Raw genomic sequence first — 12,803 nt, 5'->3', positions numbered from 1 at the left:
CTTTTCTATTCGATGATTCCGTAGAACTCTTCTGTGGGAACGCGATCGACGAGATTGGTCAGGACCTCCTGCATGCTTTGTCCATGCCAAAGGGCATCATTGAGGGCAAACGTAAGCGGAGCGTCGACACCGAGGATGTGGGCGAGTTCGGTTGCGCTTTTTGCTGCGTGAGCGCCCTCGACGACCATATGTGTTTGGCTTTGATACTGCTCCAGGCTGGTGCCTTGGGAGAAAGCATGGCCAAAGGAACGGTTGCGTGAATGCGGCGATGTACAAGTTGCTACAAGGTCGCCCATTCCGGCAAGACCCATACAGGTGAGGGCCTCGCCGCCGCGAGCATGAACAAGACGGCTGATCTCGGCCAGTCCGCGGGTCATGATAAGCGCGAGAGTGTTGTCGCCGAATCCAGCACCCGAGGCAATGCCGCATACGATGGCGATGATGTTCTTGATTGCTCCGCACATCTCAACGCCAATGACGTCTCCGGAAAGGTAGATTCGGAATTCTGGTGCTAAAAGAATCCCTTTAAAAAAACTGGCGACGTCGTTGTCTTCGGCGGCGATAACGGCAGCAGAAAGCTGTCCTTGGCATACCTCTTCTGCGTGGTTGGGGCCAGAGAGTGCCGCAATGCGCTCTGGGTGCCCGCATTCGTCGCCGATGACCTCGTTCATGAGCAGGCCGGTTGTCGACTCGATTCCCTTGGTGAGACAAAGGATCGGTGTGGTTTCGCAGATATAAGGAGCCGCTTGATTCGCGATTTCGCGAAGGTGCGTGGAGGGCACAGCAAAAATAATGCCGTCGGCACACTCGAGTGCTTTCACGATATCGGTTGTAGCGCTAACGTTTTTGGGGAGTTCGTACTGAGTGAGGTAACGAGGATTGACCCCTTGCTCGTTGATGCCCCGAGCGCATTCTTCGCTATGTGACCACATGATGACGTCGTTGCCATTAGACGCTGCTCGACCAGCAATCGCGGTTCCCCAGGAGCCGGAGCCGATCAGGGTGATTTTCATGATGCATCATCCATTTTCGAAACGCGCTTTGTAAAGGAAAGCTTTGATTCTTTTCCAGCCAGTAGTTTTTTGATATTGCCTCGATGAGCCCATACAACGATGACGCCCATGACAGCCATCAATAGCTTACAGGGAATAGAGGAATAAGGAAATGCGATGCTCACCGTAACGGGAACTAACGCCGCAGTTGCTATGGAACCAACTGAAACAAATTTTGTAATCGCTACGAGAACGATAAAGATGCCAAGGTGAATAAGCGCGAGGGGCCAATACCATCCAAAGAGGACGCCGACACCCACTGCAATACCCTTGCCCCCGTGAAAATGAAGGTAAGGAGAAAAAACGTGTCCACACAGGCAGGTGAGGGCAACAAGAGCTAGCACCCAATCGGCAGGAGCGCCGGGAGCGAGCATGGCGACGTTGCCCTCAAAGGCTACATGTGCAATGACGATACGAGAGACGCAGACTCCTAGCACGCCTTTGAGCACATCGAAAAGCAGCGTTGCGGCGGCTACTTTAGGTCCTGCAACGCGAAGTGCGTTCGTTGTGCCGATGTTGCCCGACCCGGCATTTCGGATGTCACCGTTGCCGGATAGCTTGCCGATGATCAAACCAAAGGGGATGCCGCAGACAAGAAAGGACACGACAACGCAAGCAAGGGTGATTGGCAAGCAAGACTCCAAAGAAAAGCTTTGCATTACTTATCTTCCTTCCCCATTTCTTTTTGATCCTTTTTGCGGAATCGCAAACGAATGGGAGTGCCCTTGAAATCAAAGGTCGCGCGCATACGGTTCTCGATATAGCGGCGATAGCTATCGTTGATCAGATCGGTGTGGTTGACAAAGAACGTAAAAGCGGGCGGATTGGTTCCTGTTTGAGTTACGTAGTGCATGCGCAGGCGACGCCTGCCGTCGACAATGGTGTGGCCGAACTCACGCATATCGGTCAAGAGCTGATTGAGCTTAGAAGTCGAGATGCGTGCCGAACGATTTTGTGCGGCAGAATCGACTAGAGCCCAGATCTTTTCGACCGAGCGGCCGGTGAGAGCGGAGATTCGCAGGTAATTTGCCCATTTTGCCATACCCATGCGACGTTCGACCGTCTCCATCATCTGTTCGCGCGCATGGTCGTCGGGCAAAAGGTCCCATTTGTTGAGCAGAACAACGATGGCGCAGCCGCGCTCGATGGCGAGATTGGCGACCTTTTGATCCTGCTCGGTCATACCGGTGGAAGAGTCGATAACGAGCAGGGCGACATCGGCGCGGTCGATTGCGCGAAGTCCGCGAACCATCGAGTAATATTCGATATTCTCGTACACGGTGCTCTTTTTACGAATGCCAGCAGTGTCTACAAGGCGATACTTCTTGTCGCCGCGCTCGATGACGGTATCGATGGCATCGCGCGTGGTGCCGGCGACGTTGGACACAATGGAACGATCGGAGCCAAGAATCTTGTTGAACAAGGAGGACTTGCCGGCATTGGGCCTACCGATGATGGCGACCGAGAGAATGCCGTCATCGATCTTTTCGTCCTCATACGATTCGGGAAGCAGTGCGACGACATCATCGAGAAGGTCGCCTGTTCCATGGCCGTGCAGAGCGGAAACCGCGATGGGGTCACCTACGCCCAACGAATAGAACTCCCAGAGTCGCTCCTGTTCGCGATCGGGATTGTCGAGCTTGTTGACGAGCAAGAAGGTGGGCTTCTTTGCGCGCTTGATCATGCGCGCAACGCTCTCGTCTTCTTCGGTGACGCCAACGGAACCATCGACAACGAAGAGGATGACATCAGCTTCTTCTGCGGCGGCAAGAGCTTGATCGCGAATCGAGGCAGAGAAGATATCCTCGCTTTTCATGGGCTCGATGCCGCCCGTGTCTACGAGCGTGAACTCATGACCGCACCAATCGGCGTCGTAATAGGAGCGGTCTCGCGTAACGCCACGGCTTTCGTGGACGATGGCGTCAGAGGTTTGGGCGATGCGATTGACGAGGGTAGATTTACCGACATTCGGACGACCGACGACCGCAACGATGGGCTTCATATGTATCTCCTTGCAGACGGGACCTGGATTAGAGGTCGAGTGCTTTGTTAAGTGCTTGCAGCAGGTCTTTCGGCATCGTGGAGACAACGAAAACCTGTGCTCCCCGCGATTCGAGCTCGCAGGTTAACTGGTCTTGATGATACTCGTCAAGCGTCATGGCATCAGCGTTGAACATGACGCTAGGCATAAAGAACAGAACGTTTGAGAGATCGTCTGGGGTCTGCTCAAGTAGGTCTTGAGCGCAAATGAGACCGGTGACATCTACATTGCCCCCAAAATAGTGATTCTCGATGCCCAAAACCTTACCGCCTAGGGGGCTTTTTTCGACAAACCGGGAAACTACGTTGCGTGCAGCCGTTCCAGAAGCAACCATCACGGTGGCGCCTGCGTCATCCAGGGCACGGCGAATGGCATGAAGACGCTCGGAATCGCACGCGAGTATCTGGTCGGTATCGTCTAGATAGCTACGTATCATGCCAATACCGTCGTAGTATTGCGGATAGCCGTCGTAGAAGTCAGCTGCAGGTGGGTCTATCCTTGCATCAAGATAAAACTCGTCCGACATTTGAAAGGTGTGGCGCCCAAAACGTTCAAAGGCTCTATCCTGATACGGCCTTACCATCTCAATAACATCGCGCGCAGATACGGGATCGTCGGAATACGAGGTGGTAAAGCGATTTTGATGCTTGGTGAACCCAAGGGGAACGATTCCCAAACTTGTTATCTGCTCATGTTCCTCGCAATAGCGAAGCGTGCGCGCGAGCTCTTCCCCATCGTTGAGCCCGGGACATAAAACGATCTGAGCGTGAATCTCGATGCCTGCATCCATGAGCGATTCGAGGACCTCGATGCCGCGTCCGGCGTTTTTGCCCATGAGTTTGCGGCGCACGTCGGGGTCTATTGCATGAATGGAGACGTTCATGGGACTCATGTCATGCTCGATAACGTTTTGCACGTCTTCATCGCTCATATTGGTGAGCGTGACAAAATTGCCTTGGAGGAAGCTCAGACGGTAATCGTCGTCGCGAATGTAGAGTGTATCGCGCCCTCCTTTGGGAAGCATTGTCATGAAACAAAAGACGCAGGCATTTACGCATGTGCGCATTTCGTCAAAGATCGGCCCATCAAACTGCAAGCCCCAGTCCTCGCCCGGGAATCGTTCGAGCTCAACGGGGGTGAGGGACCCATCGCTTGGATCGAAGACTTCGAGGGCCACAGTCTCTTCGTCCGACTCCCAAAGCCAGACGATCATATCGGTAAGCGGCTTGCCATTGACGGATATGACGCGCATTCCCGGCTCAATCCCCACGTCGTAGGCCGGGGAATCCTCGCGCACAGTAGTTACCAGTGCGCCCTGTCCGGGCTGCGGATCGCGTGAGCGTCCGTAGTTTGCAACCGTATGTGCATAATCTGTAATGGTTTGATCCATGTTAGGAAGTAATCTGCTTTAAGGTTGATAGAACATCGTCAATTTGTCCTTGTGGAGTTGAAGCGCCCGCGGTGATGCCGATATTGCTAGCGCAAGCGACCCATTTTGGGTCGATTTCCCGAGCGTCTTCTATGTGGTAGGTGCAGGGGCACACGTCGTGACATATCTGGAACAAACGTCGCGTGTTGCCCGAATTACGCCCACCTATGACAAGCATGAGATCGCATGTGGCTGCAAGAGCGCGCGCTGCCTCCTGGCGTTCGTTCGTCGCGCTGCATATGGTATCGAAAACGCGAACCTCGCGAGCGCGAAGGAGCAAGGCGTCAACTACCTCGCGAAGATTTTTACTGGTCTGCGTAGTCTGTACGACAACCCCCACACGCGAGGAGATATCAAGGAATTCAACCTCTTGGGCGGAACTGACAATGCAAGCCTTGCCATCGGTGCAGCCAAGAATTCCTTCGACTTCGGGATGACCTGCCTCGCCCACGATGACAACTTGGTAACCACCCTTATAAAGCGATCGCGCATGGTCTTGCACGCGCTTAACAAAGGGGCACGTGGCATCGACAACGTGCAGTCCTGCGTCTTCGGCGGCTTGCTTGACTTGAGGCGCAACTCCGTGCGCGCGGATAATCAAGGTTCCATCTTTAACTTCGTCAACCGAGTGGGCAACATGTGCACCTTGCTGCTCAAGATCTTGGACAACGCGTGGATTGTGAATCAGTTCACCGAGAGTGTGAATTGAGCCATCTTGCTCGGCGAGAACCTTAGAGGCTTCTTCGAGCGCGCGCTTCACTCCAAAGCAAACGCCTGCATGCTGTGCAACTCGAATCGAGGGCGAGGTCATTATTTCCTCCCGGGATGCTCGGCTTGAAGCTCATCTCGAAGCGCGTACATACGATTCACGGCCTCGTTTTCGATCCAAGTGCTTTTTTCTTTGCGTTTGAGATCGTTGGGAGCATCATCAAAGCTTAGCTTTTCTCCCGCCTTCATCCAGCACTTGAGCGGCTTCGTAATCTTTGAGCCTTTGGGAGTCAAATCCCTGAATCCGCATACAGCCATCGGGGAGATTGTTGCCTTGCCCATGCTTGCAATGATGGCAAAGCCACCGTGTACAACCACCGGTTGATCATCGGTTCGAATGCGTGTTCCCTCGGGGAAAATCAAGATGTCTTCACCGCGTTGCAAGGCGTGCTGGGCATAGCGAAGAGACTTGAGGTCGGCGGTGCCGCGCGCAACGGGAATGCCCCCCACACGCGAAAAGGCCCATTTAACGATTTTGGTCTTGTTGAACTCGGATTTAAAAATGGGGCGTACGCGATGGCCTTTTGCCCAAATATGGGCAACGATGGCAATAACCTCCGCCATGGAGGTGTGATTGCAAATGATCACGGTACCGCGTTCGCTATTGGAATCGAAGAGCTTATCGGCGTCCTCAAAGTCCCAACGCCACATAATCTTGGAAAAGGCAAACAAGATCGCAAGAACTATGCTGTACATTGCCCTGAGTCCCACGGGGTACTCGCGCATTCCATGGCCGTAATAGTCCTCGTAGGTTGACGTAAAGTGATGCATATTAGCTCACCTGCTTAACGAGTGCGCAAATCTTATCGCACACGGCTTCGATGCTCTGGGATGAAGAGTCGATGTGGTAGGCATCGTCGGCGGCACGCAAAGGTGCAACCGCACGATGAGAGTCGAGGTCATCGCGACGCTCGATATCGGCGAGGGTTTTCTCGACAAGTGCGTCGATTTCTGTTTGATCGAGCTGGGTGTCCCCAAGACGCTGGAGTACGCGACGGCGAGCGCGCTCGCGCGGGTCGGCAGTCAAAAAGACCTTGACCTCCGCTTGCGGGAATACGACGGTGCCGATATCGCGACCCTCTGCGACAACATTGCGGGTTGCGGCAAAATGGCGCTGGCATCGAAGAAGCGCCTTTCGCACGTCCGGATAGGCTGAAACCTTGGAAACGATACGATCGGTCTCTGGAGTGCGGATTTCGCGAGAAACGTCTTTACCATCGGCGAAGACATGCTGCACGCCATCGATGGTATCGAATGTGATGGTCAGATCGTTTGCACGGGCGGTCACCGCCTTTTCGTCATCGAGGTCGATTCCAGAAGAAGCGCAGACGAACGCAACGGTACGATACATTGCTCCCGTATCGAGCTTATCGAACTTCAATCGATCGGCGATGAGGTTGGCGATGGTCGATTTGCCCGATCCGGCGGGTCCGTCGATTGCGATAATCATGATAGTTTCCAAGAGGCCTTTCTATCAGGTTGGTTAGTGTTTTGCAGCATGTAGAAGAAGGTCGATTTCGTCGTGGTCGAGCGGCCTCCAAGAGCCGCGGTCGACACGATTGAGACTGAGCGGACCAAAGGTCGAGCGATGGAGTTTGATCACCGGGTGATGAATTGCAGAAAGCATACGCTTGACTTGGTTCTTTCGCCCTTCGTGGATAATTACCTCAACGGCGGTCGTATGAGCTGGGATGCCCGCGGGTGCCACCTCTATCGCCTCTCGCTGCGAAAGAATCCGGCAGATAGCGGGCTGACAAGGTCCATCGTCTAGCGTGATTCCGTGTCTGAGCGGTTCAAGCTCTGTATCGCGAAGGATACCGTCGACTAACGCTATATAGGTTTTGTCGACATGATGAGAAGGATGCAAAAGGGCTTGGCCCAAATCTCCATCGGTCGTGAAGAGGAGAAATCCGGTTGTGTCCTTATCGAGCCTTCCTACGGGATACAGGCCGGGATAGCGGTCGGTGGGAACGAGGTCTGCAATGCATGGGCGACCCTGGGGATCGCTCATGGTCGTAACATAGCCCGAAGGCTTATTGAGCACGAGGTACGTAGCACCAGCAATAAGCGACACAGGGCGACCGTCGACCTCCACTCGATCGACAAGAGGGTCGATTTTAGTGCCCATTTCTGTTTTCACTTCTCCGTTGACGGTAACCCTGCCAGCAGTCATCAAGCCTTCGGAGCCGCGACGGCTTGCTACGCCCGCACGCGCCAGAAAACGCTGTAGGCGCATGGGGACGAGACGTTCATCTTCTGTAAGGCTACGCATCGTCGCCCTCATCCGTCGTGTTCTCAATCATTAAGTCATCGGCATTGTCTTCTTCCAGATCGATGAGTTCGCGCTCCTCTTCAAGATCGTCGTCGGTCTCCTCGAGCGTCGATTGAATAGATCTGCCGGAGAGACGCTCGCGAATAAACTGGCGCGACTGCTCATCGGGTGCAAACTGCTCAAGATCTGGAAGGTCTTTTGTACTGCGCAGGCCAAATTTCTCAAGAAACGCGCTGGTGGTTCCATAGATAATCGCTTGACCATGTTGGGGGTCACGCCCAAGCTCTCGAACAAGGCCTTTATCGACAAGGGATGATATAACGCCATCGGAGTTGACGCCGCGAATTCCCTTGACCATCTCGCGTGTCACAGGCTGGTGGTAGGCAATGACGGCAAGCGTTTCCAGTGCGGCTTGTGAAAGGCGCTGCGTATCCCAGGAAAGGACAAGAGCTTCGACTTGCTCGTGGAATGCAGGATGGGTGAAGAGGCGCCATCCGCCGGCAACCTCGCGCAGCTGGATGCCACGGTTTTTTTCCTGGTATTCAACTTGAAGCTCGGCAAGAAGAGACGCGCATTCCCCTGGCGTGATGGAAAGGATTGAAGCGAGTGCCGGTGCGCTCACGGGATCGCTCGATACAAGCAGCATAGCCTCGAGAGCGCCTTTTAATGAAGACGAATCAAGTGCTTCTAGTTCATTCATCGTTCTCCCCCTCTTCAATCGTCAGCGCATCTCCCGGATGGTATGCGGGAGCGCCTTCAACACGATCGATTTCGATCGTCCCAAATAGTTCATCCTGCTTCAGGGTGACTGAACCCCGTTTTGCAAGTTCGAGGACAGCAAGAAAGGTGGCCACAAGCTGTTCAGGTGTCGCGTCACCATCGAGAAGTTCTTGGAAGGTAGTGTGCTCTTTCGATATGGTTACGCGATCAACAGAGGCGACGGTGAGCTCGAGTGGAATGCGGTGAGGTGCCACGTGCTCTGCTTCAAGAAGAAAAGTCTCCCTGCGCCCATCAAGGTCAGCGCAGATAACCGCTAGTCCACGCAGCGTGATGCCGGAGAGGTAATCGGGCATCAGGTTGAGGAATTCTGGATCAGGACCCGCAACTCGAGGATGCATGCGGCTTTCCGCTTCCATACGTGCCCCAAGCGCCGCTGCTGCGCTTTTAAACTGCTTATAGGCAATGAGGCGTGCAATGAGGACCTCGCGTAGGGCATCGCCGTCGAGATTCGCGTACCCCCCCATCTCTTCCTCATCGAGCACCGGGGCTGAATCCGAATCGTCTGGAACAAGAGAAGCGGCTTTGATGTCGAGAAGCGTTGCCGCCACGAGCAAAAAATCACTCGCGACATCGAGGTCGAGCGCTTCGAGACGGTCGACCTCTGCTAGGTACTGGTTGGTGACTTCGGTGATCGAAATGGAACCGATATCGACTTTTTGCCGGCTTACCAGCTGAAGAAGGAGGTCGAAAGGCCCTGAGTAGACCTGCGTTGAAACGCGATATGACACAAAGCCTCCTTATCCTGTTGGCAACCTAACAACGTGCTTAAAGAACTTCTAGTCTACTATATCGCGCCCACCATAAATGAAGTGAGTCCTTGCGCCAAAGGATAAACAGTAATGTCAAAGTACATGCCAATGATGTCAATGTGCAGCACAGTGGGAAGAAGATAGAGGATAACCAGCAAGATCGGCATCGCATATTGTTGGATGCGGTAGTACTCCTGTAGGGCTTTTCTCTTTAAAAAGGGAACAAGAATCGAGGACCCGTCCAGCGGGGGCAGGGGGATCAAGTTAAAGAAGGCCAACGATAGGTTGACAACGATAAAGGTCATAAAGAAAGAGAATAGGTAGTACAGAAGGCTCATGGCAGCCTGTCCGGCGAGCAGGGGCAGTAAAACGTACCCGATAAGTGCTCCGGCAAGGGCTAGCAGTACATTTGAAAGTGGTCCGGCAAGCGCTACGAGCAGTTCGTCGCGCTTGGGATGCTTGAGGTTATTCAAATAAACTGGAACAGGCTTTGCAAATGCGAAAACAGGTCCTCCGGCCGCAAGCATAAGCAGCGGCAGGAGGACGGTACCAAAGGGATCGATGTGCGCAAGGGGATTTAATGAGACTCTACCTCGCGAACGAGCCGTTTTATCGCCGAGCACATACGCGGCAAGGGCATGCGCGCTTTCGTGTATCACGATACCGACAATGAGAGCAACGGCATCGATGAGCAGGGTTTGGATATTCATTCCAATCCGTTCTAGCGAAGTTTAAAGATTGCACGCTGTAAAGCGTAGTCGATGAGGAAGAGCAAGGCCGCACTCAGGGCAAAATCGAAACGGAACACCCCGCCAAATGGAGAGGGTATCAATCCATACCCCGCGATGAGGGAAGGCAGCGCATTGGAGATATCCAGGATGAATCCGGTTAGATGAAGACGAGCGACCAGGCTGGGAAAACATAGCATTATCGCCAGGATGCACAGGGCTATGGCACAAAGACGTGCTATCCAGCTCAAGATAGTGCAGGCAATCGCTCCGGCTCTATGCGCGTCCACGCGAGGTCTCCTCTTCGATGGTGGTGGAAAGCTCCAGCCACTCATCCTCGAGTGCCGGAATCTCTTTTTTCAGTCCGTTATATTCCATGAGAGCCTGATTGAATTTCTCTTGATCGGCATAAAGTTCTTCGGAAGCCATCAGTTCCATCAACTCATCATAGCGAGCGCGATGAGACTCCAGCTGCTTTTCGACGGTTGCAAGCCGGGTTTTGGTCTTCTTGAGGCGCCGATTGAGCTCTGCTCTTGCTTCGGCTTCGGCTCGACGCTGCTCCTTAGTCTTTTTTCCACCCTCACGTGCAGGCGTGGCGCTTGCTTGCGGCGCATGGGAACGGCGAAGCGTTCGTCCTGCGACGGAGTCTGCGTGGGCGGCAGGCGTGGGAGTGTTGTTTGAAGCGGAATCAGCCCGTTGAGCCAATTCATCGCGTTTATACAGGTAGTAATCATAATCACCATCGTAGACGGTCATTTTTCCATCGCGGATGTCAATGATGCGAGTCGCGACGGCACGCACAAGGTGCTCGTCATGACTAATGAGTACGATGGTACCCGGAAAACGCTTAAGTGCATTTTCGAGCATATCGACGGAGTCGATATCAAGATGGTTTGTCGGTTCGTCAAGGCATAGGAGCGCCTCGGGGGCAACAAGCATCTTTGCAAGTGCGAGGCGTGCTTTCTCGCCTCCGGAAAGCACACGGACTTTCTTTTCGATTGCATCGTTACCGCTAAAGAGGAAGGCGCCGAGCAAGCTGCGTTGCTGCGGAACAGTCCATTTTGGAGTGACAGTATCAATTTCTTGGAGGACGGAATTGTTTTCGTTCAATCCCTCGAGGGCATGCTGAGCGTAATAGGCAATGCCAACGTTTGTGCCCAGATCGCGCGTTCCGCTCGAAAGAGGCTCAATCCCTGCAAGCATCTTCATTAATGTAGACTTGCCTGCACCATTGGGGCCCACGAGCGCCACATGATCGCCACGATATAGCTTAACGTCGAGGTTCTCATAGATAGTTTTGTCCTCATAGGACTTCGAGGCGTTTTCGAGCGAGACAACCATGTCTCCCGAACGCGGCGGATCGGGGAATTTGAAGTCGATGTGCTTATGGCCTTCGGGCAAAATGACGAGCTCGCTTTTGATCTGTTCAATCTTTCTGATTCGCTCCTGCGCCTGAGCGGCTTTGCTGGGCTTGTAGCGAAACTTATCGACAAATACCTGCATATGGGCGATGTCGCGTTCTTGGGCTGCTCGTTTTGCGCGCATCTGCTCAAGATTGTCCTCGCGCTGCTTGAGGTAAGAGCTGTAATTGCCGGTATACGTGGTAATACGACGGTTCTCGAGGGCAGCAACGTGGTCGACGCAGGCATCCATGAAGGCGCGGTCATGGCTTACGATGAGGACCGCGCCTTCATAGCTGGAGATAAAGCCGCGAAGCCATTGAACGCTTTCGAGGTCAAGGTGGTTTGTAGGCTCGTCGAGCAAAAGAAGATCGGGGTGGCGGAGAAAAAGCTTAGCGAGTGCGATGCGCATTTGCCAGCCTCCGGAAAACTCGGAGCATGCCCTTGTAAAATCTTCAGGGTGAAAACCGAGTCCCGAAAGAATCTTTTTCGCATTGCTTTCAAGCTCGTAGCCGCCAAGATGCTCAAAACGATCCTGAACGCGACCATATTCGTCTAGAAGTGAGGAGACATCCTCCCCTTTCTCGGAAAGGTCGGCAATCATGCCCTGCAATTCCTGGGCGCGCTCCCCCATCTTGCGAATCTCTTGAGCGGAAGCAACGACCTCTTGGATGATGGAGGTATCGGAGGCTAGATTCGTTTCCTGCTCCAGATAGCCTACTTGGGTGTCCTTAGCGAACTGGATTGTGCCCCCGTCACAAGAATCAATACCCATGATTATCTTGAGCAGCGTTGTTTTACCGGCACCATTGGGCCCTACGAGCGCATAGCGTTCCCCTGCATTGATCTGAAACGAAGCGCCGTTGAGTAGCACGCGCGCACCAAAGCTTTTTTCGATTTTATCGGCAAGCAGAATCATGAAGCCTCGCTGAATGACGTCGTAGAAATTAGTTTGAGAGCACGTTCGATTTTGAATATAGAAAACGAAATGTATCGTGCTTGAGCCGTCAGAATCATAGCACATGGGTCTATTGGGTCTAATCATGTGCATATTTGGCGCAAAAGAAAAAAGGCCAGGACTTGCGTCCTGACCTTAGGTTTCGATGGTGGGCGATACAAGATTCGAACTTGTGACCCCATCCGTGTGAAGGATATGCTCTACCCCTGAGCCAATCGCCCGTGTGCTTTTCAGCGAAATTGATAATACCATGACAGCTCGCTTTGTCCAACACTTTTTTAAAAAGTTTGGATCTAGTCAGCCTATTTTAGTGAGATGCGGCGACGCATGGCGTCTCGACCCCTCAATATGCAAAAGGCCGGGCACACGGCCCGGCCTGCTGTTTTCCTGGTGGGCCCTCCGGGATTCGAACCCAGAACCCAGGGATTATGAGTCCCCTGCGCTAACCGTTGCGCCAAGAGCCCGTATAGTAAAACAGCCTTTGGTTTCCCAAAGGCTGTAAAGTGCAAGTGGTGGAGACGAGGGGAATCGAACCCCTGACCTCTTGACTGCCAGTCAAGCGCTCTCCCAGCTGAGCTACGCCCCCAATCGGTGCGGAAATAACTATACGAGAACCGAGACAATGA

Annotated in this window: 13 protein-coding genes and 3 tRNA genes; all 16 read right to left on the bottom strand. The window is 53.5% G+C overall.

Translation table 11 applies throughout. The annotated features are described in order from the left end of the window. Positions 1-5 precede the first annotated feature (5 nt). Entirely contained in the window at positions 6-1,013 is a 1,008-nt protein-coding gene (locus HF320_RS04695) for an NAD(P)H-dependent glycerol-3-phosphate dehydrogenase (RefSeq protein ID WP_169277258.1), read from the bottom strand. After that, positions 1,010-1,711 (bottom strand): glycerol-3-phosphate 1-O-acyltransferase PlsY, encoded by a 702-nt coding sequence (gene plsY / locus HF320_RS04690; RefSeq protein WP_169277257.1) that lies wholly within the window; start codon positions 1,709-1,711, stop codon positions 1,010-1,012. Before plsY ends, HF320_RS04695 begins: the two co-directional genes overlap by 4 nt. Beyond that, positions 1,711-3,054: a ribosome biogenesis GTPase Der gene (gene der / locus HF320_RS04685; RefSeq protein ID WP_169277256.1), complete on the bottom strand. Its 1,344-nt coding sequence runs from the start codon at positions 3,052-3,054 to the stop codon at positions 1,711-1,713. The genes plsY and der overlap by 1 nt, the downstream gene beginning before the upstream one ends. A 28-nt stretch (positions 3,055-3,082) precedes the next feature. Continuing rightward, complete coding sequence (locus tag HF320_RS04680; protein WP_169277255.1) at positions 3,083-4,483, bottom strand: DUF512 domain-containing protein; 1,401 nt, start codon at positions 4,481-4,483, stop codon at positions 3,083-3,085. A 1-nt stretch (position 4,484) separates the two neighbouring features. After that, a complete protein-coding gene (locus HF320_RS04675) occupies positions 4,485-5,333 on the bottom strand; it encodes a 4-hydroxy-3-methylbut-2-enyl diphosphate reductase (protein WP_138377526.1) in 849 nt (282 codons plus the stop codon). Then, the gene (locus tag HF320_RS04670; RefSeq protein WP_075843864.1) at positions 5,333-6,061 is read right to left on the bottom strand and encodes a lysophospholipid acyltransferase family protein; all 729 of its coding nucleotides are present in this window, start codon (positions 6,059-6,061) and stop codon (positions 5,333-5,335) included. Before HF320_RS04670 ends, HF320_RS04675 begins: the two co-directional genes overlap by 1 nt. Position 6,062: 1 nt before the next feature. Beyond that, positions 6,063-6,740 carry a (d)CMP kinase gene (gene cmk / locus HF320_RS04665; RefSeq protein WP_169277254.1) on the bottom strand — a complete coding sequence of 226 codons (678 nt, stop codon included), beginning with the start codon at positions 6,738-6,740 and terminating at the stop codon, positions 6,063-6,065. 33 nt (positions 6,741-6,773) lie between these two features. After that, positions 6,774-7,562 carry a pseudouridine synthase gene (locus HF320_RS04660; RefSeq protein ID WP_169277253.1) on the bottom strand — a complete coding sequence of 263 codons (789 nt, stop codon included), beginning with the start codon at positions 7,560-7,562 and terminating at the stop codon, positions 6,774-6,776. Continuing rightward, positions 7,555-8,262, bottom strand: a complete 708-nt coding sequence (gene scpB, locus HF320_RS04655) for an SMC-Scp complex subunit ScpB (RefSeq protein WP_169277252.1) — start codon at positions 8,260-8,262, stop codon at positions 7,555-7,557. The genes HF320_RS04660 and scpB overlap by 8 nt, the downstream gene beginning before the upstream one ends. Continuing rightward, positions 8,255-9,070, bottom strand: coding sequence for a segregation/condensation protein A (locus HF320_RS04650; protein ID WP_169277251.1), 816 nt, complete (start codon positions 9,068-9,070; stop codon positions 8,255-8,257). Before HF320_RS04650 ends, scpB begins: the two co-directional genes overlap by 8 nt. Positions 9,071-9,126: 56 nt before the next feature. Then, positions 9,127-9,801: a site-2 protease family protein gene (locus HF320_RS04645; RefSeq protein WP_211158949.1), complete on the bottom strand. Its 675-nt coding sequence runs from the start codon at positions 9,799-9,801 to the stop codon at positions 9,127-9,129. 11 nt (positions 9,802-9,812) lie between these two features. After that, positions 9,813-10,109 carry a hypothetical protein gene (locus HF320_RS04640; protein ID WP_022387406.1) on the bottom strand — a complete coding sequence of 99 codons (297 nt, stop codon included), beginning with the start codon at positions 10,107-10,109 and terminating at the stop codon, positions 9,813-9,815. Beyond that, complete coding sequence (locus tag HF320_RS04635) at positions 10,096-12,138, bottom strand: ABC-F family ATP-binding cassette domain-containing protein (protein WP_169277250.1); 2,043 nt, start codon at positions 12,136-12,138, stop codon at positions 10,096-10,098. The genes HF320_RS04640 and HF320_RS04635 overlap by 14 nt, the downstream gene beginning before the upstream one ends. Before the next feature lie 185 nt (positions 12,139-12,323). Then, positions 12,324-12,398 (bottom strand) — tRNA-Val (locus tag HF320_RS04630). 167 nt (positions 12,399-12,565) lie between these two features. Next, positions 12,566-12,641, bottom strand: a tRNA-Ile gene (locus HF320_RS04625). A gap of 46 nt (positions 12,642-12,687) precedes the next feature. Beyond that, positions 12,688-12,763, bottom strand: a tRNA-Ala gene (locus tag HF320_RS04620). Between the last annotated feature and the right edge of the window lie 40 nt (positions 12,764-12,803).

The sequence above is a fragment of the Collinsella acetigenes genome, assembly GCF_012844445.1.
Taxonomy (GTDB): Bacteria; Actinomycetota; Coriobacteriia; order Coriobacteriales; family Coriobacteriaceae; genus Collinsella; species Collinsella acetigenes.
Note: the sequence above shows the minus strand (reverse complement) of the source record. Positions and strands in the feature narration are given on the sequence as shown.